Source organism: Dielma fastidiosa (assembly GCF_003475485.1).
Taxonomy (GTDB): domain Bacteria; phylum Bacillota_I; class Bacilli_A; order Erysipelotrichales; family Erysipelotrichaceae; genus Dielma; species Dielma fastidiosa.
The window spans coordinates 325,533-348,480 of record NZ_QRQL01000003.1; the positions used below are offsets into that span (position 1 = coordinate 325,533).

Genomic DNA, 22,948 nt, shown 5'->3' on the forward strand with positions numbered 1-22,948 from the left:
TAAGAAAAAGGTTGATACACCATCAACATTAAGGAGGGATCACATGTTTAAGCAATTTGTCTATGATATTGGTACGAAAGTATATTTCGGCCCTGTTGATAAGTCCTCGCTGGGACAGGAAATCACACGCTATGGTCATAAACTCTTCTTCATTTATCAAGGAGACTTTATCAAACAGCTGGGCATCTATGATTTAGTCATCAGCACTGGTAAAGAATACGGCTTTGAAATTGTTGAATTCACCAAGATTCAGCCCAACCCGCGTCATAGCGATGTCCAGGAAGGCATCGACCTTTGCCGTCAAGAACAATGTGATTTAATTCTTGTTGCCGGCGGCGGTTCCGCTATTGACAGTGCCAAGGCAATCGCTTCAGGTGTGCTGATCGACGCCCCCATCTGGGATGTCGTATTAGGTAAATATCCAGTGGAAAACAGTCTGCCATTACTCACAATTTCCACGGTATCTGCCACAGGCTCTGAAATGAACTTCGGTGCTATCATCTCCAATCTTGAAACTAAAGATAAACTGGGCCTGCGCAAACCCAGCCAACGGCCTAAGGCTACCTTTTTGAATCCTGAATATACTTATTCCGTTCCGCAATTTCAAACGGCCTGCGGCTCCGTTGACATTCTTTGTCATACACTTGAAACTTACTTTTCCAGTGATAACTGCATGTTCATGCTTGACACCTTTATGGAAGGCTTAGTCCGTACCGTGATTCAATATGCGCCAATAGCCTATGCACAGCCTGATAATTATGAAGCAAGAGCCAATCTGATGTGGGCCGCTCCATGGGCAATCAACGACTTTTTACGCTATGACAAAGAAAATAACTGGACGATGCACCCCATTGAACATGAAATTTCAGCCTACTATGACATCACTCATGGTTTAGGACTTGCAATTATTATGCCGCGTTATCTTCGTCACATCATTGATGAGAAAAGCCTAAAACGCTTTAGAAATCTCGGCATCAATGCCTTCGGCCTAAGCTGTGAAAATGACGATATCACCTTGGCTGAGAAAACCATTGAAGCGATTGAAGCCTTCTGCTATGAACAGCTGCAACTTGAATCACATTTATCGGCATTAGGCATCGACAACCGATACTTTGATGAAATGGCTGCCAAGCTTGCCTCAGACCACGGTTATTTTACGAGTGGCTATCGCAAATTATCTAAACAAGACATTGTTCAAATACTCAACGAATGTCTGTAGACCAAAAGGAGGGATACTATGAATGAATTTCACATCTATCATAAACAGCTGACTTTTGAAACACAGGGGAATAAGGCCACCTATTTTGAAATACGTCAAGACTGCCGCGACTTTGTCAATGAAACAGGAATCCAAAATGGCATCCTTGTCGTACAGTCACCGCATACCACTTGCGCTGTCTTCTTTGAAGAAATGGTCCATGACTTTGATGCACTCGGTGATGAATATCTGCAGGCTGACTTAAATAAAGGTCTCAATAAACTGTTTCCAAAACAGCTTGCTTACGATGACGATTATAAATATCCAGGCCCGCTCCATCGTCAATTCTCCAAAGACAATGGCGGCGCCATGGCCACACGTCCGGCCAGCCTATTAAATGGCGATGCCCACTGCAAAGCTACATTATTAGGTTCAGATAAAACCTTCATTATCAAAAATGGTGAAATCCTGACCGGCACCTATGGCTATATCTACTTTGTTGACTATGACGGCAACCGCTCCCGCAAAAGAAACTGCCATCTTTGCGCCATGGGTATCTAAAAAGCATCATACAAAAACAATTTAGAAAACAGAATATGATTCAGCAAGAATATCGTTGCCTTGCCCAGCCAGTCAAGGAATTATAACATTTAAAACAGTATATTCAGAATTCAGTCAACGCACAATATTCATGTCATCTTTTTAAAATAAGCAGCCGCTTAACCGATCTCATAAGAAAGGCTCAGCCGCTCATCAAAGGGGAAGTAATTTCATAATTAGGATCAACGATATGCTGAACCAACTTAAAACCCTATTTAGTGCTTATTATAAGTTAGATTGTCACCGTGTGATTGGAGGAACCATTATGTCTGTTTTCACATCAAGAGAAAAAAAGTTAATCAAATATCTGTCGCAAAGGGATGCCTGGGTTTCATCCAATGAAATTGTATCCTTTTTCGGCATATCATTAAGAACACTGCGCAGCGATGTCAAAAACATCAATACATCAGGCAGCTATATTCTTTCGTCGAATCAAGGGTATCGGATTATTAAAAAGACGAAAGAAATTGAAGAACTGCTTCAGGATAGAGATCAGCCAGAAAACCTTGATGAAAATAATCGTGAATTAATCATCCTCAAGGAATTATTAATCAGTAAACAGCCTCTCGATTACTTTGATTTAGCCAACTCCTTATTTATCAGTGAACAGACACTGCTGACCTCAATCACCGCATTAAAGAAAATCATTGCACCCTATGAAGTTACTATTATCCGCCGTAAGACAACACTTGCGCTGAAAGGGACTGAGAAAAACATCCGCCGTCTGTTCTGTGACATGGTTTATAAAGAAGCTGAAAACAGCATTTTAAATACCGCCATTCTCAATGCTTTCTTCGTGGATATTGATGTCTTTGAAATAAAAAATACCATTTTTAAAATCATCAGTGAACAGCAGTTTGAAATCAATGACTTTGCCTTAAACAACATCGTCCTGCATGTATGCATCATCATTGACCGTAATAAGTATGAGCTTCAGCCAGAACTTTTTGAAATGAATCCAGCGCTGCTTGACGCTGACTCACCTTCTCAATGTGCTGCTCAAATCTTAGCGCGGATAACGGATAAATATGATTTTAAGGCTAGCAGAAATGATTTTGACAGCATCTATGCGTTTCTGCTGATAAGTATGAAAAAAATAGGTGTAAAGGAAAACTATGCACGGCTGAATGAATTTGTGGAACCATCAATTATTAGCTTTGTTAAGAAATTAATCGTGGAAATTTACAATGAATACTATATCAACCTAGACAATGATGAATTCATTTCCAATTTCGCATTACATTTAAATAACATCATTAACCGTAAAATGTCACTGCGCAATCCATTATTGACCAGCATTAAAGATTCTTATCCGACAATTTATGAAATATCGGTATTTATAGCCAAGCGAATTCAGGATCAATATGCCGGCATCGATATGAATGATCATCAGATTTCCTATATTGCCCTGCATGTCGGCGCTCAAATTGAAAAGCAGACACTGACAAAAATCAAGACGGTAGTCATCAATCCGGAATATCTGAAATTAAATGCCCTGATTTACTCGAAATTGGAAACAAATTTTCTGAATGATCTAAGTATCACAATGGTTTCTGATGAAAGTGAACTAGCGAAAATCGGCAGTAAAAACATCGATTTAATTTTGACTACAATGCCGCTGAAAGGCTATTACACTTGTGAGATTGTTGATGTCACCGTCTTTATTTCACAAAAGGATATCGAAAATATTTTTGCGGCTATCAGTGATATCAAGAAGAAACGCATGATGGAGAATGATTCACTGCTGCAATATTTTGATGGTACTTTCTGTTACTTTGAACATGCAAAGAATTATGAAGAAGTAATAAAGCAGCTATGTGCGGCACATAAAGAGCTGGATGATGATTTTTTGAAGCGTGTCATGATCAGAGAGGAAATATCACCCTCAGAATATCTGAACATCGCGGTGCTGCATCCCATTCAGTGTGATGAAAAGAGTACGTTCATAACGGTTGGTATATTTAAAAAACCTTTCCGCTGGCGGTAGAATGATATTAATATCATTTTCCTGCTTTCAGTATCACAGAAGGATAAGAATAATTTTTTAAAGATTTTAAAACAATTAATTGAGATGTTTTCATCATCAAGATGGATGGCGCATCACAGCTATATCAACACATATGATAAATTTGTTCGTTTTATTAAAGAGTATAAGTAATAAATACAGCTGTGTATATGATTACACTTAATAAGCTGAAAGGAAGGCTTATAATCGTTGAAAGTTAGGAGAATGAGAATGGTACATATCAGTGAATTAATTGAAAATGGCAAGGTTTACTTTTGTGATTTCACAAGCAGAGATGATTTATATGCGTATTTGGCAGATGATTTATATGCGCAAAATTATGTGCAGGATCCTTGAAAGAGCGGGAAGCAAAATTTCCAACGGGAATTATCGCCACCTGTTACAACATCGCTCTGCCGCATGTCGATGCTGTGCATGTGAAGAAAAACGCTTTAATCATCGCTGTATTAAACCATCCGATCAATTATGTGCGGATGGATAAGCTTGATGAGCAGATCCATGTAAAGATTGTATTTATGCTGCTGATCAAAGATATATCGGTACATACTCAAGCCATTTCCAGTTTGGCAAAGCTCTGGTTCAATCAGACATTCATGAATGCTGTCTTGTCTGTGAAAAGTAAGGAGGAATTAGTGGCTTTGGTTAAGCAGGCTGAAGCTGAGTAGTTTTATCCGGCAGTTTATTTTTAGGTTTTTATGATTGAAAAATAAAAAAAAGAAAGGAGGCAGCGTAGATGAAGACTGTAATTATAGCATGTGGAAGTGGCATTGCTACTTCGACGATGATTTCCATGCGGATCGATGAATTGTTAGATGATCATAATATTTCTCATGAAATTATTCAATGCAGCATTAATGAGATTGAAAGCTATGAAGACCGCGGTGATGTTATTGTCAGTTCCACTCAGTTACAAAATGAATATTCAATTCCGTCGGTCATGGGTATTGGGTTTATTTCCGGCATAGGGGCAGAAGAAGCGGCAAGTAAACTGTTAGAAATCTTAGATAAATAAAAGGAGGTAGGATTCTATGGAATTTCTAAGTACATTTTTCAGTACGATTTCTGGCTTAGGCAAATATTTGATGGTTCCATTAATGGTTGCATTGATCGGTATTGCCTTCAAGTGTAATGTTAATAAAGCAGTTAAGGGTGGTATAACCGTTGGTATTGGTTTATTTGGCTTGGATTTAGCCTTGTCCATTGTTTCTAATTATCTGGGGCCGGTAGCAACTGGACTGGTCGGTAAAGCTAATTTGAATCTTGATGTCATCGATGTAGGCTGGACCGCTTTATCGGGGATTGCCTATGGCACAGAAATCGGTGCTTTCATCATTCCGCTTATGCTGGCGTTTAATTTAATCATGTTAGCTGTCGGCGCAACGAAAACAATGGATATCGATATCTGGAATTTCTGGCATTATGCGTTAACTGGTTCATTGATTTATGTCATTACGAATAATTTATTCTTTGGTTTACTGGCAGCGCTGGCGCACGCGGCTGTTATCTTCTTAATTGCGGATCGAACAGCAAAACGCGTTCAGGAGGTTATCGGTATTCCGGGGATTTCAATTCCGCATGGCGGCTGTCTTGGTCAGTGGATTGTCGGTTTTATTCTTGAGCCTTTATATAATTTACTCGGCAAAGGGAAAACGGGTGAAGAGAAAACAATCAGTCAGACAAATGCTAAGAAGCTGCAGGATAATCCGGTATTAAAGGTCATTAAAGATCCAATTTATCTGGGATTTATCTTAGGTACCGTGATTGCGTTTATCGGCGGTCAGGATGCGAAAACATCTTTTACAACAGGTATGGCAATGGCTGCTTTATTATATTTAACCCCGCGAATGGTGAAGATTTTAATGGAAGGCTTAGTACCGATTTCTCAGGCATGCAGTAAGATTATGGCTGAGAAGAATAAGAGCGGTGAATTATATATTGGTATGGATAATGCTGTTGGTTTAGGACATACAACCGTAATGCTGATTTCAGTAATTGCGATTCCGGTCTGTGTCGCGTTATGTGCGATCGTGCCAGGCAATCGAATCATTCCAATCGCTTCCTTGGCGGCCTGCGGTTACAATTGTTCCATGCTGAATGTTGTGCATCGCGGCAAGGTTGGCAGAACCTTGTTATCCTGTACGATATTTTTAGCCTTAACCTTAGTGATCGCTTCCTTCATGGCACCGAAAATCACGGAGGTTGCCTTATCCAGCGGTTATACGTGGAGTCAGAGTGAGTATACGCTGATTTCAGCTATATCAGGTACCTTATGGTCAACTTTCCCGCTGTTTCTGCTGTTTAATATCAATTCTACGATAGGGGCAGTCTGCTGTTTAGCAATTATCATCGCTTGTGTTGTTTTACAAAAAATCTATTTCAAGAAGAAAATGCAGTCAGCAGCTGAGCTTGCCAAGGCTGAAAAACAGGATGATTAGGAAAGAAGGGTAAGATATGCTCGTAAATACAAAAGCCATGCTGATGGCGGCTAATGACAGTAATTATGCAATCCCTTCACCGGATTATTGCAACATGAATATGGCAAGAGCGTATGTTGAAGCCGCGCAATCTGTCGGCAGACCGGTAATTTTAGCATATAGTGAAGCGATGCAGTCAGTACTCTCTTTGGAGGATGCGTATTTTATCGGCCGCTATTATGCTGAAAAAGCCAATGTAGAAGTAGCTTTGCATATTGATCATGGCAAATCTATTAAATTTGTGAAGCAAGCAATCGATTTGGGATTTACGTCTGTTATGATTGATGCCTCTGCCGATACGCTTGCTGAGAATATCAGAAAAACCAAGATTATCGTTGATTATGCACATCCGCGTAATGTGAGTGTAGAAGCAGAAATCGGCCATGTGGGAGCGGGAATCAATTATGAAGAAGAAAAAGGGGATGCTTCTGTCTATACTGAAGCGGCTGATCTGGTGGAGTTTGTGAATGCGACCGGCATTGATTCAGTTGCTGTTTCCGTCGGCACCGCTCATGGCTTCTATAAGGGAACACCCAAGATTAATTTTGACCGCTTAGCTGAGCTGAAAGCCGCGGTATCGATTCCATTAGTGCTGCATGGCGGCTCTTCGACCGGTGATGAAAACTTACGGCGATGCGCTGAATCAGGCATCAGCAAGATTAATATTTTCACGGATTTCTGCACAGCCGGCGCGCAGGCAATCAATGAGGAGCATGCAAATAATTATAAGCAGATGATGAGTACCGCCGATAAGGCAATCAAGGCTGTTCTTGAACATTATTATCACGTCTTTAACTGTGATTAGGAGGTTGTGAAATGAAACATAAAAAACAGATTAAAACACCTACTTTGGGAGTAAATGCGAAAGCTTATATGTGGGGAGAGGAATTGCTGACAATTGCGAAATATTGCGAAAAGATTGCGGTTGATAATGATGTAACAGTGACATTGAATGTACCTATCGTTGATATCTACTGCATTGCGCAGGCGGCCCCCCATGTAATCATCAATGCTCAGTTCATGGACCCAATTGAACCTGGCGGTACGATGGGCGGCGTGCTTGCTGAGGCGTTGGCACAGGCTGGCGCTGATGGTGTGATTCTCAATCATGCATCCGCCAAACCGATAACCTTAAGTCAATTAATCAAATCCATCGAGCTGGCTAAAAAAGCAGGATTGTATACCTTTGTGTGTGCTGATTCGGTTGAGGAGGCATTGATTATCGCATCACTGCATCCAACCGGCATTATCTGCGAACAATCAAAACTGATCGGCACCGGTATAGTGGCCTCTGAAGATTATCTATTAGCGACAACGAAAGCCATTAAGGACTATGATGCCAATATCATGGTCTTACAGGGAGCCGGCATTAAAAATGGCGAGGATATTTATCATAATATCAAATATGGCTCGGAATCAGGCGGCGGCGCTTCAGGTATTTTCTGCAGCGATGATCCGCTGGCAAAAATTGATGATTTTTTAACCGGCATTCTTAAAGCCAGAAAAGATTTTGGCTCAAGAATCGTACAGGATGATGAAGCATGATAAAAATAAATTATATTGAGCTTGAAACCCGTTATCCTAAAATATATTTCTTTAATATTACCGATGAAATAAAAGCGCGGATTGCTGAATCAGGGATTTCTAATGGCACTGTTACAGTTCAGTCGCTGCATACGACGTGCGCGGTATTCTTTGAAGAATATGTGCATGATGAAGATCCGAATGGCACCGATTATCTGCAGCTGGATCTGAACCGCTGTTTAAGAAAAATATTTCCCGATGAGGTTGCATTTAATGACAACTATTATTATCCGGGACCTAAGCATATGAATCGCGAAGGCCGTCCGCACTTTGATTTTCAAGGCATAAGTCTAAATGGGCCTGCGCATTTAAAATCTACAATGATTGGTGCAAGTCAAACCTTTGTAATCGATCAAGGTGTTTTGCAAAGCGGCCCCTTTGGTTCCATCTGGTTTGTTGATTTTGATACGACACGGCCAAGAAAAAGGAAATGTGTTCTCTGTATTAACGGTGAATGAAAACTAAGTAGAATCACTTTGAGAAAAGTCTTTGACATCAGTCAGAGATTTTTTCTTTTAACCCAGAGCATTAAAGTTGCGTGATGTCGACAGCCATGGTATCCTGTATACAGTTAGTTAAGACTAACTAATGAATAATAGCATAAAGTCGAAGCATGCTAATAAGGGTGCTTTGATTCATGAGGTTTATGCTTCATATTCATAGACTATACGACAATGGAGGATATAAAATATGTCATTAATCGGTAAAACAATTGAAGATTTTAAAGTTCAGGCTTATGTAAATAATGAATTTAAAGAAGTAAGTAAAGAAGATGTATTAGGTAAATGGAGTGTTTTCTTCTTCTATCCAGCGGATTTCACATTTGTATGTCCAACTGAATTAGAAGATCTAGCCAACAAATATGAAGAATTCAAAGCAATTAATTGTGAAATTTATTCAGTAAGCTGTGATTCACACTTTGTACACAAAGCATGGCATGATGCTTCTAAGACAATTCAAAAGATTCAGTATCCAATGCTTGCGGACCCAACAGCTCTCTTAGCAAAAAATTTCGAGGTTTATATCGAAGCTGACGGTATGGCAGAAAGAGGCAGCTTTATCGTTAATCCAGATGGAAAGATCGTAGCTTATGAGGTAATCGCTGGTAATGTTGGCCGTAACGCTGATGAATTATTCAGACGCGTTCAGGCTTCTCAGTTTGTTCATGAACACGGTGATCAGGTATGTCCGGCTAAGTGGCAGCCAGGTGCTGATACATTAAAACCATCTTTAGATCTGGTAGGTATTATCTAATATGAATAAAGCCTACGATGCTATCGTCGTTGGCGGCGGGCCGGCTGGTTTATCGGCGGCAATTTATCTGGCGCGTGCCAAGTTCAGTGTACTGGTACTGGAAAAAGAAAAGTTCGGCGGGCAAATAACGATTACTTCAGAAGTGGTTAACTATCCGGGGGTAATTAAAACCGACGGAAAAAAACTGACAGCGGAAATGCGGGAACAGGCGAGTCTGTTTGGCGCCGAATTCCTGCTGGCTGAGGTTGAAGAATTACAGCTTGAGGATGAAATCAAAACCGTTAAAACAGACAAAGGTACTTTTCAATGCGCAGGCATCGTTTTGGCAACCGGCTCAAGTCCGCGCAAGCTTGGTTTTAAAGGTGAAAAAGAGTTTCAGGGACGCGGAGTCGCCTATTGCGCTACATGCGACGGCGAGTTCTTCACCGGTTCGGAGGTCTTTGTCATCGGCGGCGGCTTTGCGGCAGCTGAGGAAGCCATTTTCCTTACTAAATATGCTCGTCATGTAAATATCATTGTGCGTGAACCAGATTTCACATGCGCCAAGACGATCGCTGATAAAGCACGTGCCAATGAGCATATCACGGTTTATACCAACACTGAAATCATTGAGGCCAGCGGTGAAGGCTCTTTGAAGAAGGCTGTCTTCATCAACAATGAAACTAAAGAAACATGGACTTATGAAGCAAAAGCAAATGAAAGCTTTGGTATCTTTGTTTTTGCCGGCTATGAACCGGCCAATGCCTTATTTAAGGATCAGGTTAAGCTTAATGAAGTTGGTAATGTCATCACTGATATGAACCGCAAAACTTCCCTGGATGGTGTTTATGCGGCGGGTGATATCTGTGAAAAAAATCTGCGTCAGGTGGTAACGGCAGTGAGTGATGGCGCCATCGCTGCTACCTCACTGGAACGGGTGATTGAGGCAGTGGTGGAAAAGCATGGCTTGAAAACTGAAAAACTGAAAGTAAAAGCAAATACATTGGCAGATACTGTTGAAGCAGCGGCATCCGCAGACAGCTTTATCAGCAGTGATATGACTGCCCAGCTCAAAACACTTTACCAAAAGCTGGATAAAGATGTATGGATCAGCTGTTATGTTGATGAGAGTAAGTTTGGGTTGGAGATGAGTAATTTCATCGATGAATTTGTTCAGACAAGCCCCCACATCAAGGTGACTAAGCAGCCGCTTGATGCCGCACATTCACAGCCTTGCTTTGTGTTCTGTGATGCTGATAAACAACCGCTGGGCTTGATCTATCATGCGGTTCCCGGCGGCCATGAGTTCACATCCTTTGCGCTGGCAGTCTATAATGCCGCAGGCCCAAAGCAGCCGCTTGATGAAAGTCTCTTAGAAGCCATTCAAAAAATGACAGCTAAGCAGAACATCAAAGTCATGGTATCCTTATCCTGTACGATGTGTCCGGAAGTAGTCCAATCTGCCCAGCGAATCGCACTGGAAAATCATCATGTTGATACGGAAATCTATGATCTTGCGCATTTCCCTGAATTAAAAGAGAAATATAAAATCATGAGTGTTCCGTGTATGGTAATCAATGATGAAAAGGTACATTTTGGTAAGAAATCATTAAAAGAAATCCTTGAATTACTGTAAATGGGTATTGGTCTGAGAACCAGTACCTTTTATCTTATCAAATAGACTGAGCGGATTGTAATGCAAAATGGAACTGATTGTGATAAAATGCTGGTATAAGGAAGTGATGCTGATGTATACCGCAATACAGCCTGATCTGTTGATTGGCTTTTCCGATGTTGTACGCCGTTTTTATACATATTATGAAATGGAAATCGACGCGTTAAAGATTAAAGAAACACATGCGAAAATTATCCATCTGATTGCTGATCATGAGGGAATTACCCAACAGGAGATTGCCAATGTTTCTATGATGAAGCGTTCAACCACCTCAGAAATTATTACGGAAATGGTCAAAGCAGGGCTTGTTGAACGCCGCGGAGATGCCAGTGATAAACGTGTGTCCCGCATCTATTTGACTGTTAAAGGAAGTGAAACCGCGGCCGCTATCAAAACATATTTTGATGAATACTGCGCCCGCTGTTATAAGAATTTCAGTGAAGAAGAGATTGAAGTTTTTCAGAAGCTGATAACTAAATTTAATTATAAAAACTAACAAGACTGCATTCAGGACATTGAGTGCAGTCTTGCTTTATGCAATGCGCTTTGTTAGTATCAACGTTTTTCATAATACCATGCCATTTTGTAAGATGAATCATAATACAAGTATGTTCACATCATCAACCTATGTGTGTATTAATTATAATGTTCGTATATCATACTAAAATGTGAAAAATATATCAAAATTTTATTGACATTTTAATGTGAAATTGTTAAATTATTAGTGTATTTGTTCGGTAACAGAACAAAAATGGAGGGACATATGAAGAATAAATCATGGAAAGTGTTGACGGCGCTTTCACTTTCAATCTTCATGGTTATGAGCGGATGTACTGCCAATAATGACAAACCATCTGATCAGCCTGAAGGTAAGATTACGGCTGGTGAATATACAGCAGCGGCAGCCGGTTACGGCGGTGATGTAACAGTAACCTTAACGATTGATGAAAATGGAAAGATTACTGACGGCAAGGTAAATGCCACAACTGAAACCGATAAAATCGGTCAAGTAGCTGCACCAGAAGTTATGCAGGCAATCATTGACGGCAATACGGTTGAAGTAGAAACGGTATCCGGTGCGACAATGACAAGCAAAGCTATCATCGAAGCCAGTAAAGATTGTTTGAAACAAGCCGGTGTCGATGTTGAAGAAAAAGAAGTTGTAAAGGCGGATGATGAAGAAATCACTGTCGATGTAGTTGTAGTTGGTGCTGGTTTATCTGGTTTATCAGCTTCCGGAGCGGCTTTAAAAGAAGGCGCTAATGTATTATGTGTTGAAAAGACAAGCAATGTCGGCGGTATCAGTAAATTCTTCTCCGGCGGACCTTTTGCGGTAGAAAGTCACTTGCAGAAAGAAGCTGGCGGTGAATATGCGGCTATTACGACAGAAGAGTTATTCCAAACTTTAAATGATTACAGTCATTTTATTAATTACGCGCCATTAACAAAAGAAATTATTGAAACAAGTGCGGATACGATTGAATTCTTAGAGAGCTATGGTTTGACTTTCCATGTCAATCCAGAAGCACCGCAGCTGGCTCATCAGGCAGATGGTCTGAGATGGCGGATCTATCACTGGTTTGATACTTTCTCTTATGCACCTACGGATATTTCCGCAAGTGATGTATTAAGAGATAACATGGTAGCGGCTGGTCTTGATTTAAGAATGAATACTACATGTGATGAATTAATCATCGAAGACGGTGTTGTTAAGGGCATTATCGCTACTAAAGAAGATGGCAGTAAATTAATTGTACATGCTGATTCAGTAGTGCTGGGCACTGGTGGTTTTGCAGGCAATGCTGATATGATGAGTGAATATTATCATACACCATACATCTCTACATGGGGTGAAACAGGCAGCGGTGTACAGATGGCATGGAATGCCGGTGCTGCAAAATGGGATATTCAATCTTCACTGCTGCATGGTTCAGGTATTGTAGCTGCGACTAATCCAACAGAAGTAAGTTTAGCTTCTTCACCATTTAATCAGATTGTGCGTTCACCATTATTATGGATTGACCGTTCAGGTAACCGTTTTGGTAATGAAGAAGCTGTTTATGATACAGCGTATACATCAAATCTGGGCTATTCAGTGGGTGGTATCTATTATATCGTTGTCGATACTGCGACTTTAAATGCTTATACAGAAGGCAAGCATTTAGTGACTGACCCAGCGGTTGGCGGCGCTAATTTTGATCTGGCTGATTTTGTGGAATTAGCTGAAGAAGGTGTTAAGCAAGGAAATGTATTTAAGGGTGAAACTTTAGAAGAACTGGCAAAAAATACTGGTATGGATCCTGAACGTTTCGCTGCTAACATCGAAGAATACAATGCCGCATGCGCTTCTAAAGCGGATCCATTCGGCAAGAGTGCTGAAAACCTGGTTTATCCGGTAAGCGACGGTCCTTTCTATGCTGTTAAGATGCAGATCAGTAATTTAGGTACATTAGGCGGTGTACGCGTTAATGAAAAATTACAGGCAGTTAATATTGATCTTGAACCAGTTAAGGGATTATATGTAGTGGGTAATGATGCTGGCGGTTTCTACGGCAATATTACATCTTATCCTTCATATGAAGGTCTGGCAACAGGATTTGCCTTGAATTCAGGTAAATTAGGCGGTATGAATGCTGCTAAAGAAGCATTAGCTAAATAAGTTTAATAAGCTGAGCAATAGCTCATACAATAAAAGGAAGCTTTAATTCATTATAATGATTTTAAGGCTTCCTTTTTTCTATGTGCTGGTGGTTATTCGTATACATCAAGATCCTTGCCCATAGCCAAAGCTCCGTCGTATATTTCTCTGATTTCCTGTTCGATAAGTTTGTCGCGTTCCTGCATTTTAATCGTGATATCCTCATGGTTATCCTGGATATTCATGTGATAGATGCGATGATAAGTAATTAATAATTTGACATGGGCAGCCTGCGCAATTTTTGCCAGCGCGTAGGAAGAAGTATGCATCGAAGCATGGTATTTCTGCCACGCGGGTGTCCGCTGCGCAAGACCGGCGGCATAATATACTTCATGAAGCAGGATATCGCAGTTTTCAGCTTTTTGAATCATTAAGTCTAACGGACAAGTATCACCGCTGATGACAATCGTTTTATCTGGGGTAATGATTTTATATGCATAGCAAGGCCATGCGCCATGACTGACCTTAAAGGCTTCTATCTTGACCGTGTCATTCTGAAAGACAATACCGGCTTCAATCTCATGAACGATTGGCTGGCATGCCTTCGCATCCGCTTTTTCAAAACCATGTATCCGCAGCTCAATATCAGCCTGATAAGCCAGCATCAGATGATTAACCATCGCTTTAATACCTTTAGGCCCATAAATATGCAGCGGCTCATGACGTTCAAGCACCCAGGGTGTAAGGATTAGATCATTTAAGCCAAGCGTGTGATCAGAATGCAGATGGGTGATAAATACATACTTTAAACGATCCATTCTTAATGCATCAATTCCCTGATGATATGCCTTTGCTGCCTGTCTGACAATACCTGGACCACAGTCAAAAAGATAGCTGTCTTCACCATAGGTTACAGCGGAAGCAGGACCAGATGCGTTAGGGCATGCATTGGGAGTTCCGCAGCCTAATAAAACTAATTGGGTTTTCATACAATTCCTCATTTCTTTTGGTATTATCATAGCATATTCATCATAAATTTAAAGAAAATCTGAACCATTTATGCCCTAGTCAGCACACATAAAATTATGATTTGTAGTGAATAGGAATCTTTTTATGCTATAATGATTAGTAAAGCGGAGGACGTATGGCATGAGTCATGAATTACATAAAAATTTATCGATAATATCCTATAAGCATGCGGTCAGCGTCTGTTATCCTTTTCTTGTGCGAGTCTGCCTCTAAGCTGGATTGAATTAATATAATTAAAGAGAGGGAGACGATTATGAAAAAATTGAGTTTATCACAAATTGCAGGATTATCCTGTATGATTTTTGCTATCTTTTTTGGTGCTGGAAATATGATATTTCCACCATCTATGGCTCAGCTTGCGGGCAGCAGTACGCCGATTGCCCTTTTAGGTTTTGTTTTAAGCGATGTAGGTATTGCGGTAGCGGGTGTTATGGCTGTCGTTATCGCTGGAACTTCAATGAATGAGCTGGCCTCAAGGGTTTCAAAGAAATTCTCATTATTTCTGTCTTTTGCTGTGTATTTATGTATTGGTCCGCTCTTTGCATTGCCAAGATGCGGGTCAGTATCCTTTGAAATTGGCCTGCTGCCTTACATAAACAATCAGCCGATGCTATTTTCAGTATTGTTTACTGCAGTATTCTTTGGCCTGACCTTTCTTTTAAGTATTCGACCAGGTAAAATTGTAGATATTGTCGGTAAAGTGCTGACACCGATTCTGCTGCTTACCATTCTGGCATTATTTATCGCGGCGTTAATGAATCCGCTGGGCAGTATCGGAATGCCGCGCGGTGAGTATCTGGAGATTCCGCTGTTTAAGGGTATCATTGAGGGGTATCTGGCATTAGACGGCTTTGCTGGTTTAGTGTTTGCTATTCTTGTTTATCAGGCATTGAAGCAGTTTCAGATTACCGATCATAAAACCATGGTGAAATCGGCATTCTTATGCAGCTGTCTGGCGGGTTTGCTGCTGATTCTTGTTTATGCGGCATTAGCGCTGATTGGCCTGCAAACATCATCGATGGATTTATTTGCCAATGGCGGCGCTTTGCTGAGTTATGCTTCAAGAGCTTTATTTGGCGGTTTTGGCGGATTTATTCTTGGCGCCGCGGTGGTTTTAGCTTGTCTTACCACATCCATTGGTTTGTCCACTTCTTTCGCTGATTTTATTTGTTCGCATTTTCCAAAGCTGGCTTACCGCTGGGTATTGGCGGGTGTATGCATGTTTTCCTTTGTGATTTCTAATGTGGGCTTAAGCATGCTGATTCAAATCGTGCTGCCGGTATTGATTGTTTTATATCCGATCGTAGTTGTGCTGATTGTAGTTTCATTGCTTGATCCATGGCTGAAAAATCATAATCGAATCATGCTGTGCGGTATGCTTTGTGTATTTCCATTTTCTTTGCTTGATGGTTTAAAGAACGCGGGAATTCTGCTTCCTGGCATCAGCACGTGGGCATCATCATTGCCTTTGTTTAATCTTGGTCTGGGTTGGCTGATACCGGCCATAATAGGTTGTGTGGTCGGTTATTTTGTGCGGTCTGAAAAGCCTGCGGTTGGCAAATAAAAAAATAAGGAGAGTCATGAATAACTTCACCCTTATGATTCATGATAAAACAGTCATGCTTATATTTGGTAAAATCAATGCCAATAAAGGATGTCATGATGACACTACCTTATAAATGGAACTGCTTGATAATATCCACATTATGTTCAGTTCAAATAAATATGTTATTTATAAAACATCAAGTTGTTAATCAACGAATCAGCTTTAGAAAAGAACTGTGGCAGGATGCTCATTGTAACCGTTAAGCTTTAAATTTATAGAAAATATTCACAGTGTCTTAAAAATATATCAGATGGCCGTAAGATATACTTATTAAAGTTCGGTCTAGGAAGGAAAAATCAATATAGACGATTCCTATATTGATAATACGAGGTTTATGAAAAAATTATTATTGATTACTACGGGCGGTACCATCGCATCCGCTAAAGGTGAGGAGGGACTTGAGCCTGAACTGACCAGTTCACAATTGCTTGAATTTCTGCCGCCGCAATCCGATATTAGTATTGACTGCATTGATCTGATGAAGATTGACAGTTCTAATATGCAGCCGGAGGAATGGCAGGTGATTGCCAGAGAAATTGCCCGCCATGTTGATGAGGTTGATGGTATCGTGCTGACGCACGGAACAGATACGATGGCATATACCGCTTCTTCTTTAAGCTTTATGCTGCGCAATCTGCCGATTCCCGTCGTATTGACAGGGTCTCAGCTGCCTTTGTCACATCCGTTAAGCGATGGGTATGATAATATTCGCTGTGCGATTGCGATGGCTGCCAGTGATAGCTGTGGTGTGTTTGTCGCTTTTAATCGTAAAATAATTCTTGGTTCGCGTTCTGTAAAGGTGAGAACGATGGGCTTTGACGCGTTTGAAAGTGTTAACTGTGAGCCCGTAGGCTGTGTTGATGCCCGTGGCTTAACGATTCATCGTGAACTGCTGCCTAAGCGTACTGGTGATTTTAAGCTGGAGGCTGATTTATGCAGTGAAGTGATTCTAATTAAATTGACACCTGGCTTTAATCCGGATTTCTTTGATCTGCTTGTATCAATGCACTATAAGGGCATTGTCATTGAAGCCTTTGGTGCCGGTGGGCTGCATTTTATCCGCCGTGATTTAATTGCTAAGCTGCAGTTATTGGTAGATCATGGCATCAGTGTTGTGGTATGTTCTCAATGCTTGTATGAGCGAAGCGATTTTTCTATCTATCAGACTGGTCAGAAGGTACTGAAGCAAGGTGTGATTCAAGGCTTTGACATGACCAGTGAAGCAGCGGTTACAAAACTGATGTGGGCGCTTGGTAAAACCTTAGATCCGCAGGTGGTGAAGGCTATTTTTGAGGTGAATTATGTAGGTGAAGTAAGTCTTTAAAAAGTGTTAGCGTTATCATCTGATTTGATTATTTACATTTAGTGAAATTGCTGTATCATAAACATGTTTAATGCGAAGGGGACTTGTTTATGCTGTCAGAAAAATATGATTCACGTAAAGTTTTTATGATGTCGGTGCCGATTTTTATCGAGCTTTTGCTGCAGATGCTGGTTGGCAATGTCGATCAGATTATGCTGTCGCAGTTTTCTCAAAATTCAGTGGCAGCAATCGGTAATGGCAATCAGATAATGAATTTGATTATCATTGTTTTAAATATGACAAGTGTCGGCATTACGATCATGATTTCGCAATATATTGGTGCTAAGGATGAGCATAAGGTTTCTGAAGTATGTAATGTGTCTCTGGCTGTTATGGGCTTTTTCAGTGTTGCGCTCACGGTTGTATTGTTTCTGTTTTATAAGCCGGTCTTCCAGCTGCTTTCAATACCGGAAGAAATTTTCAATGAAGCGGCTTCTTATCTTTTGATTGTCGGCAGCTTTATTTTAGTACAGGGATTGTATTTGACGTTTTCAGCAATTTTGCGCAGTTATGCACTGATGAAGCAAGTTATGACTATATCGGTGGTGATGAATGTGCTGAATATCATCGGCAATGCGATGCTGATCAATGGCTATTTCTTTTTCCCAAGATTAGGCATCGTAGGGGCGGCGATTTCAACCAATTTCAGTAAGCTGATCGGTTTGGTGTTGGTATTCATGCTCTTTCGTTTCAGAGGCTATGCTGAGCTGAAGCTGTCTTATTTGAAGCCTTTTCCTGTTGAGACATGTAAAAAGCTGCTGTATATATCACTGCCTTCAGGTGCGGAGGCATTGTCCTATAATTTGTCACAGACGATCATCATGAAATTTATTAATATGATGGGTACGGCAGTGATTGCGACAAAGGTGTATTGCAGCATGATGGCGAATGTAGCTTATATTTATTCAATGGCGATTGCTCAGGCTACCCAAATTATCATTGGTTATTTAGTAGGTGCCGGGCGGCTGAATGAGGTTGGCCGCAAAGTATGGAACTGTGTATTTATATCGATTGCAGTATCGGTTGGCTTAACGGGCATTATTTATTTTAATTCTGATTTGATTTTTGGCATCTTTACAAATGATCCGCAAATTCTTGCATTGTCGAAACAAATTGTTTTTGTGGAATTTGCCTTGGAGGTGGGCCGGTCAGTGAACATTGCAATGACCCGCACGTTAGTCGCAACCTATGATGTGAATGTGCCGGTTATTGCCGGCGTGTTGTCGGCATGGGGAATTGCTGTCGGAGTGGGTTATCTGTTAGGTGTGCAGTGGGGCTGGGGATTGGTTGGCATCTGGATTGCGATGGCAGCCGATGAGTTGATTCGAGCCGGTGTGTTTATTCTGCGTTTCATCAGCGGAGTGTGGAGGCAAAAGGTAAGCCGGGCATTGCCGCAGACGGCTGAAAGTAAATGAATCTAATGGTTGTTTTACTATGTTAACAATTGATTTGTTCAGGAAAGTAAGCTTAAATTTAAAAAAAGTATTGACGGCATCTATGGGTATTTGCTATAATCTAAAAGCACTGCTGATACTGCAGTTCTGGCTCGTTGGAGAAACGGTTAACTCACTTGCCTTTCACGCAAGCATTCACGGGTTCGAATCCCGTACGAGTCACCAAATTATAAATAAACGCCTATTACAAGGCGTTTTTTTTATGCTTAGTGCTATCAATGTCCAATTTGTGTCCAGTTTTTTCGTTATTTTTAATAATTGAATCCAGGTAGTTGACACAAACTGTACGCTGATCAGGAAACATGTGCGTGTAAGTATTAAGGGTTTCTGGCACATCAGAATGGCCTAGTCTTGATGATTTAAGTTTGATGTTCATGTTGCCATTAATTAAAAGTGAAGCATGAGAATGTCGAAAACCATATATAGTGATGTATTTGAGACCAACTGCCAACATAGCATCATCAGCCCTTCTTCGTAAGATTGAATGGGATAAAGGTGTTGGAAAAATGAACCATGTTTCTTCAAATCCCTCCTTCTTTTTTTTCATGCTCAAGGAGTTCATTCATTGATATGATAAGGTTGTGAGGTAAAACGATTTCTCTTTTAGAGGTATTTGTTTTTACAGACTTTATTAAGTAACTGGCTGTCTTAGTTTTCTTGGTAAGTGATTTATTGATAATGATTGTACTTCTGGTAAAATCTTACCAAGTTACAGCAAGCATTTCACCGCAGCGCAACCTGTATAATAAAGTTTCGATAGATATACATATTTAAAATATCAGAATATTGTAGAAGCATCAGTGCAGCTAGCTACGCAAGAAATTAGCAAAGATAGATATTGAGACATATGAAACGGATTATGAATTTTCTATTGAATTGATTAAGCACAAGCTTCTGGAAAGATTGGATTGGCTTGAGAAAAGCATTTATGATAATATGGATATGCAAAGCAGTATAGATCAATTGGAAATAATTTACGAATTATTAGAAAGTTTGTATGGAGGTGGTAATTATGTATAATTATAATGAATTAATCAACAGATACAATTAAATAGATTCTTCAACTTCTCAGGAGGAAATTAAGAAACTGATGCAGGACATGAAAAATTTGTGAGTGAAGATCATCCTAGAGAGGAAGAAGTTAAATTTGCAGGGTCTCTTGGTCTTCTTGAATCATTAGGCTTCCTTATAGATGAGTGAAGCTATAAAAATATTAGAAAAATTAGGGAAATGTTAAAATGAATAGATTTGATGAAATCTATGATAGATTTCTGCATGTGGATAAGATGAGCTTAGAAGAAGTAAAAAAGTTAATGAAAGATCTCAAAGAATATCATTTATCAAATCCTGATTCCTCGGAGTTTTTACATGATGATGATGATCCATGTAGTAGCTCATTATCTTAACTAATGTCAGAAATTTGTTAACTATGATAGCTCAAAGGCATATGAGTAAGTACAGAAATAAAAAAGGGAAAATGTGATGACATGCAAAACTATGATGATTTAATAAAAAGAAATGAAGACTTGTGGATAAGGCTTAAAGATGACTCTGCATCCAAAGCAGTTACCAAAAAAGAAATACAAAAACTAGTTCAGGATATGGTTGAATTTGTTGAAGAAGATCATCCTGCTAATGAGATAGCAATGTTTTATCCATTAGGGTGTATCGAGAACTTGGGCTTTTTATTAGATGATTCGAATCCTGAAAAATCTCATAAATTCAGTGATGATGAATAGATTTTGTATTATAATCCGATCGACGGATTGCGTTAACAAGGAACGAAATTGAATTGCCTGCAGGGCACGCGGATGAATACTGGTTAATAGAACATAATGTAGCTAAAGGAATATTTGCAAATAAATCTAGTATTGATATACTAGATTTAGAAGCGAACGGGAAATTAAAAGATGTTTATGAGGAATATAAAAGGATGGTGGGATAAATGGGTAATGGTATTATGGAAACTTTAGTTAATGATCAAGAGATAGCTGAACTAAGGCATGAATATTTTGAGTTATATGGTAAGGGATGTCCGTATCATTGGGATACTTATGACAGTATTGAGCAATATCGTAAGTATTTGAAAGATAAAATCAAAGAAGCTAAAGAAAAAATGTTTTAGCACCTGTATAGGGTATTTTTCTTTACCTTGAAGGAAGATGATGAGGTGTGTAATCACGCTTATGTAAAAACGATTGATAAAACGTATAATGACCATGAATTAAAATGCAGGATTCTCATTGAGGAGAGTACCTGCATTTTTTATTGCCGAAAAGAAAAAGAAAGGAGCATCTATATGGAACCACCAAGAAGGAAACTGCCGAAATCTATCAAATTATGATGTAGATGCACTGAATCAGAAAATCAAAGGTCTAGTAGCAAATTGATAAAGAAAATGAGTAAATCAAAACCGTGGAGTCATTCGCCGTAACCTAGAAATATCCTGAAAAATCTCGTATACTTATACTAACAAGGTGAGATATTATGAAAAAAATACTAACAAGTTTCTTATTAATGGTAATGATAGTGGGATGTGTTCAGCAAGGCCCGACGGAGGCAGAGAAACCAGAAGAACCGCCTGTGGTTGAACAGCCTGAAAAGCCTGTGGAACAGGAGAAGCCGGAAGAAACTAAGTATGTTAAAAAAATTGATGAAAATAAGGATTGGGTTATTGTTGAAAAAACAGAAGTATTAGATTTATATTCAACAGAAGAAGAGAAAATATTTCGAAAAATGCTCTCTGATTTAGTATCTACGCATAGTGATGATTTTACGAATTGGTATAATACAATCTATACACCAAATCCTGAAATCACTTTATTTAGCATTAATATAGATAGTAAGGATGCAGATACAGTTAATAAATACATTAAAGAGCTATATGAAAGTAAGCAAACAGAAGTAGGTCATCAATACTTAAGCTATAAATGTTTTTTTAATGATAGCATACTTTCTATAGTAGTGAAGGAAGGGAGCTTCATTCCGGGATCAGATTGGAAAGGGAGCAAATTTGTCTATAACTTTGATATAACAAATGGAAATCTAATTTCTAACACAAATCTAATTGATCGTTATTCTTTAAGTATAGATGATATAAAGGATAAACTTCTAGATTTTTATGCTTCAAAGGGATCGACGGTTTCCTGCGATAAGGCGGAAACAGAGGAAGAGCAAAATTATTGTTTTACTGAACCAAATCGTATCAAACAAGATAACTTAGAAAGATACGTATTGTTTGTTGAAAATAATGATTTATATTTCATGGGCTTTCTAAATAATCCATTATATTTTGGCAATAGTATTAAAATAAAAATAAGTTAAGAAGAGCACCGTTTGGTGCTTTTTTAGGAGGAATTTATATGCAAACAAGTTTATTTCCAACAAGAAGTGCAACTGTGACTCAAACTGCTGGAATTGATCGTAATAATATAGCTTTAACTACATTTTCACATCAGGAAAATAGAGCGAATGATATTTGTCCTACAGACGGAAAATTCTACGCACCTTTTGATATGCACTGTGTAATGCATGAGAGTAAAATACATAGAGATGGATCAATTTCACCATATATGTCGGTATTTGTTTCAGATAATGTAGTTATGACTCCTGTAGGTAACCATAAGGTTACTTTTTTTTGTACACATGGCGGTAAAAAGATTGTAACTGACAAAGGAGTCGAGGTAAAGAAAGGAGCTTCTTTCAAACAAGGAGATCATTTTTATACACAAGGAAGAGAAGATGGTAAAGATAATGATGGTAATCTAATTGAATTTGGACCACATATACATATTGATGCGAGACTAGGCGATAATTTCATTGATATGGATCTAACAAAAATTAAACAAAACTATTATTTAGAGGGTGACTTACCAATTGAGGATATTTTCTATAATAATGGTACGAAGCTTGATTTTGAAAATTCAATATATGTTAGAAAATTTACACTAATTAATTCTGGTCAATGGAATGGTTGGGTTGCAGATGGTTCAGAATGGTACTATTACGAAAACGGTGTAAAAGTATCGGGATGGAAACAAACTAGCGATGGTTGATTCTATTTAGATC

24 protein-coding genes and 1 tRNA gene are annotated in these 22,948 nt (G+C 39.4%); 23 read left to right on the forward strand and 2 right to left on the reverse strand.

The features are described 5' to 3' along the window. Positions 1–43: 43 nt before the first annotated feature. From DWZ33_RS09520 to DWZ33_RS09580, 14 genes are all read left to right on the forward strand, one after another. Positions 44–1,219, forward strand: a complete 1,176-nt coding sequence (locus DWZ33_RS09520; RefSeq protein WP_118454642.1) for an iron-containing alcohol dehydrogenase — start codon at positions 44–46, stop codon at positions 1,217–1,219. 18 nt (positions 1,220–1,237) lie between these two features. Then, positions 1,238–1,759 (forward strand): YjbQ family protein, encoded by a 522-nt coding sequence (locus DWZ33_RS09525; RefSeq protein ID WP_118454643.1) that lies wholly within the window; start codon positions 1,238–1,240, stop codon positions 1,757–1,759. Between the two features lie 304 nt (positions 1,760–2,063). Next, positions 2,064–3,785: a BglG family transcription antiterminator gene (locus tag DWZ33_RS09530; protein WP_182425619.1), complete on the forward strand. Its 1,722-nt coding sequence runs from the start codon at positions 2,064–2,066 to the stop codon at positions 3,783–3,785. 249 nt (positions 3,786–4,034) lie between these two features. Further along, positions 4,035–4,160: a hypothetical protein gene (locus tag DWZ33_RS18425; RefSeq protein ID WP_276330533.1), complete on the forward strand. Its 126-nt coding sequence runs from the start codon at positions 4,035–4,037 to the stop codon at positions 4,158–4,160. Then, on the forward strand, positions 4,157–4,489 hold the full coding sequence (locus DWZ33_RS09535; RefSeq protein ID WP_182425621.1) for a PTS sugar transporter subunit IIA: 333 nt from the start codon (positions 4,157–4,159) through the stop codon (positions 4,487–4,489). Before DWZ33_RS18425 ends, DWZ33_RS09535 begins: the two co-directional genes overlap by 4 nt. Positions 4,490–4,557: 68 nt before the next feature. Next, a complete protein-coding gene (locus DWZ33_RS09540) occupies positions 4,558–4,836 on the forward strand; it encodes a PTS sugar transporter subunit IIB (RefSeq protein WP_118454646.1) in 279 nt (92 codons plus the stop codon). Between the two features lie 16 nt (positions 4,837–4,852). Then, entirely contained in the window at positions 4,853–6,259 is a 1,407-nt protein-coding gene (locus DWZ33_RS09545; protein ID WP_118454647.1) for a PTS transporter subunit IIC, read from the forward strand. A gap of 16 nt (positions 6,260–6,275) precedes the next feature. Continuing rightward, a complete protein-coding gene (locus DWZ33_RS09550; protein ID WP_118454648.1) occupies positions 6,276–7,103 on the forward strand; it encodes a class II fructose-bisphosphate aldolase in 828 nt (275 codons plus the stop codon). 11 nt (positions 7,104–7,114) lie between these two features. Further along, complete coding sequence (locus tag DWZ33_RS09555) at positions 7,115–7,843, forward strand: triose-phosphate isomerase (RefSeq protein WP_118454649.1); 729 nt, start codon at positions 7,115–7,117, stop codon at positions 7,841–7,843. Beyond that, positions 7,840–8,340 carry a YjbQ family protein gene (locus DWZ33_RS09560; RefSeq protein WP_118454650.1) on the forward strand — a complete coding sequence of 167 codons (501 nt, stop codon included), beginning with the start codon at positions 7,840–7,842 and terminating at the stop codon, positions 8,338–8,340. Before DWZ33_RS09555 ends, DWZ33_RS09560 begins: the two co-directional genes overlap by 4 nt. A 232-nt stretch (positions 8,341–8,572) precedes the next feature. Beyond that, a complete protein-coding gene (gene ahpC, locus DWZ33_RS09565; RefSeq protein WP_022937887.1) occupies positions 8,573–9,136 on the forward strand; it encodes an alkyl hydroperoxide reductase subunit C in 564 nt (187 codons plus the stop codon). Between the two features lies 1 nt (position 9,137). Next, complete coding sequence (locus tag DWZ33_RS09570; RefSeq protein WP_118454651.1) at positions 9,138–10,751, forward strand: FAD-dependent oxidoreductase; 1,614 nt, start codon at positions 9,138–9,140, stop codon at positions 10,749–10,751. A 67-nt stretch (positions 10,752–10,818) separates the two neighbouring features. Further along, the gene (locus tag DWZ33_RS09575) at positions 10,819–11,286 is read left to right on the forward strand and encodes a MarR family winged helix-turn-helix transcriptional regulator (protein ID WP_118454652.1); all 468 of its coding nucleotides are present in this window, start codon (positions 10,819–10,821) and stop codon (positions 11,284–11,286) included. Between the two features lie 267 nt (positions 11,287–11,553). Beyond that, positions 11,554–13,449 carry an FAD-dependent oxidoreductase gene (locus DWZ33_RS09580; protein ID WP_182425623.1) on the forward strand — a complete coding sequence of 632 codons (1,896 nt, stop codon included), beginning with the start codon at positions 11,554–11,556 and terminating at the stop codon, positions 13,447–13,449. Between the two features lie 92 nt (positions 13,450–13,541). Here DWZ33_RS09580 and DWZ33_RS09585 read toward each other — a convergent pair whose 3' ends face one another. Beyond that, positions 13,542–14,417, reverse strand: coding sequence for an MBL fold metallo-hydrolase (locus DWZ33_RS09585; protein WP_118454654.1), 876 nt, complete (start codon positions 14,415–14,417; stop codon positions 13,542–13,544). A gap of 293 nt (positions 14,418–14,710) precedes the next feature. On the opposite strand from DWZ33_RS09585, the gene brnQ reads away from it, so the two are divergent. From brnQ to DWZ33_RS09605, 4 genes are all read left to right on the forward strand, one after another. Then, a complete protein-coding gene (gene brnQ / locus DWZ33_RS09590) occupies positions 14,711–16,021 on the forward strand; it encodes a branched-chain amino acid transport system II carrier protein (protein ID WP_118454655.1) in 1,311 nt (436 codons plus the stop codon). Positions 16,022–16,397: 376 nt separating this feature from the next. Next, positions 16,398–17,387 carry an asparaginase gene (locus tag DWZ33_RS09595; protein WP_118454656.1) on the forward strand — a complete coding sequence of 330 codons (990 nt, stop codon included), beginning with the start codon at positions 16,398–16,400 and terminating at the stop codon, positions 17,385–17,387. 89 nt (positions 17,388–17,476) lie between these two features. After that, the gene (locus DWZ33_RS09600) at positions 17,477–18,841 is read left to right on the forward strand and encodes an MATE family efflux transporter (RefSeq protein ID WP_118454657.1); all 1,365 of its coding nucleotides are present in this window, start codon (positions 17,477–17,479) and stop codon (positions 18,839–18,841) included. A gap of 128 nt (positions 18,842–18,969) precedes the next feature. Next, positions 18,970–19,045: transfer RNA gene (locus tag DWZ33_RS09605), tRNA-Glu, on the forward strand. A gap of 19 nt (positions 19,046–19,064) precedes the next feature. On the opposite strand, the gene DWZ33_RS09610 is transcribed toward DWZ33_RS09605, so the two are convergent. After that, positions 19,065–19,427, reverse strand: a complete 363-nt coding sequence (locus tag DWZ33_RS09610; RefSeq protein WP_220452422.1) for a tyrosine-type recombinase/integrase — start codon at positions 19,425–19,427, stop codon at positions 19,065–19,067. Between the two features lie 691 nt (positions 19,428–20,118). On the opposite strand from DWZ33_RS09610, the gene DWZ33_RS17975 reads away from it, so the two are divergent. The 5 genes from DWZ33_RS17975 to DWZ33_RS09630 all read left to right on the forward strand — a co-directional run bounded on the left by DWZ33_RS17975 (position 20,119) and on the right by DWZ33_RS09630 (position 22,935). Continuing rightward, positions 20,119–20,286 (forward strand): hypothetical protein, encoded by a 168-nt coding sequence (locus tag DWZ33_RS17975; RefSeq protein WP_182425625.1) that lies wholly within the window; start codon positions 20,119–20,121, stop codon positions 20,284–20,286. Between the two features lie 81 nt (positions 20,287–20,367). Beyond that, on the forward strand, positions 20,368–20,619 hold the full coding sequence (locus tag DWZ33_RS09615; RefSeq protein ID WP_118454659.1) for a hypothetical protein: 252 nt from the start codon (positions 20,368–20,370) through the stop codon (positions 20,617–20,619). 206 nt (positions 20,620–20,825) lie between these two features. Next, entirely contained in the window at positions 20,826–21,005 is a 180-nt protein-coding gene (locus DWZ33_RS09620) for a hypothetical protein (RefSeq protein ID WP_022937874.1), read from the forward strand. 362 nt (positions 21,006–21,367) lie between these two features. Beyond that, positions 21,368–22,204 carry an LptM family lipoprotein gene (locus tag DWZ33_RS09625; RefSeq protein ID WP_118454660.1) on the forward strand — a complete coding sequence of 279 codons (837 nt, stop codon included), beginning with the start codon at positions 21,368–21,370 and terminating at the stop codon, positions 22,202–22,204. A gap of 38 nt (positions 22,205–22,242) precedes the next feature. Beyond that, entirely contained in the window at positions 22,243–22,935 is a 693-nt protein-coding gene (locus DWZ33_RS09630; RefSeq protein ID WP_118454661.1) for a hypothetical protein, read from the forward strand. Positions 22,936–22,948 lie beyond the last annotated feature (13 nt).

Excerpts from the sequence above, each read along its gene's own strand:
- DWZ33_RS09520 (WP_118454642.1), top strand. The coding sequence starts at position 44 with ATGTTTAAGCAATTTGTCTATGATATTGGTACGAAAGTATATTTCGGC.
- DWZ33_RS09525 (WP_118454643.1), top strand. The coding sequence starts at position 1,238 with ATGAATGAATTTCACATCTATCATAAACAGCTGACTTTTGAAACACAG.
- DWZ33_RS09530 (WP_182425619.1), top strand. The coding sequence starts at position 2,064 with ATGTCTGTTTTCACATCAAGAGAAAAAAAGTTAATCAAATATCTGTCG.
- DWZ33_RS18425 (WP_276330533.1), top strand. The coding sequence starts at position 4,035 with ATGGTACATATCAGTGAATTAATTGAAAATGGCAAGGTTTACTTTTGT.
- DWZ33_RS09540 (WP_118454646.1), top strand. The coding sequence starts at position 4,558 with ATGAAGACTGTAATTATAGCATGTGGAAGTGGCATTGCTACTTCGACG.
- DWZ33_RS09545 (WP_118454647.1), top strand. The coding sequence starts at position 4,853 with ATGGAATTTCTAAGTACATTTTTCAGTACGATTTCTGGCTTAGGCAAA.
- DWZ33_RS09550 (WP_118454648.1), top strand. The coding sequence starts at position 6,276 with ATGCTCGTAAATACAAAAGCCATGCTGATGGCGGCTAATGACAGTAAT.
- DWZ33_RS09555 (WP_118454649.1), top strand. The coding sequence starts at position 7,115 with ATGAAACATAAAAAACAGATTAAAACACCTACTTTGGGAGTAAATGCG.
- DWZ33_RS09560 (WP_118454650.1), top strand. The coding sequence starts at position 7,840 with ATGATAAAAATAAATTATATTGAGCTTGAAACCCGTTATCCTAAAATA.
- ahpC (WP_022937887.1), top strand. The coding sequence starts at position 8,573 with ATGTCATTAATCGGTAAAACAATTGAAGATTTTAAAGTTCAGGCTTAT.
- DWZ33_RS09570 (WP_118454651.1), top strand. The coding sequence starts at position 9,138 with ATGAATAAAGCCTACGATGCTATCGTCGTTGGCGGCGGGCCGGCTGGT.
- DWZ33_RS09575 (WP_118454652.1), top strand. The coding sequence starts at position 10,819 with ATGGAACTGATTGTGATAAAATGCTGGTATAAGGAAGTGATGCTGATG.
- DWZ33_RS09580 (WP_182425623.1), top strand. The coding sequence starts at position 11,554 with ATGAAGAATAAATCATGGAAAGTGTTGACGGCGCTTTCACTTTCAATC.
- DWZ33_RS09585 (WP_118454654.1), bottom strand. The coding sequence starts at position 14,417 with ATGAAAACCCAATTAGTTTTATTAGGCTGCGGAACTCCCAATGCATGC.
- brnQ (WP_118454655.1), top strand. The coding sequence starts at position 14,711 with ATGAAAAAATTGAGTTTATCACAAATTGCAGGATTATCCTGTATGATT.
- DWZ33_RS09595 (WP_118454656.1), top strand. The coding sequence starts at position 16,398 with ATGAAAAAATTATTATTGATTACTACGGGCGGTACCATCGCATCCGCT.
- DWZ33_RS09600 (WP_118454657.1), top strand. The coding sequence starts at position 17,477 with ATGCTGTCAGAAAAATATGATTCACGTAAAGTTTTTATGATGTCGGTG.
- DWZ33_RS09610 (WP_220452422.1), bottom strand. The coding sequence starts at position 19,427 with ATGAAAAAAAAGAAGGAGGGATTTGAAGAAACATGGTTCATTTTTCCA.
- DWZ33_RS17975 (WP_182425625.1), top strand. The coding sequence starts at position 20,119 with ATGAATAGATTTGATGAAATCTATGATAGATTTCTGCATGTGGATAAG.
- DWZ33_RS09615 (WP_118454659.1), top strand. The coding sequence starts at position 20,368 with ATGCAAAACTATGATGATTTAATAAAAAGAAATGAAGACTTGTGGATA.
- DWZ33_RS09620 (WP_022937874.1), top strand. The coding sequence starts at position 20,826 with ATGGGTAATGGTATTATGGAAACTTTAGTTAATGATCAAGAGATAGCT.
- DWZ33_RS09625 (WP_118454660.1), top strand. The coding sequence starts at position 21,368 with ATGAAAAAAATACTAACAAGTTTCTTATTAATGGTAATGATAGTGGGA.
- DWZ33_RS09630 (WP_118454661.1), top strand. The coding sequence starts at position 22,243 with ATGCAAACAAGTTTATTTCCAACAAGAAGTGCAACTGTGACTCAAACT.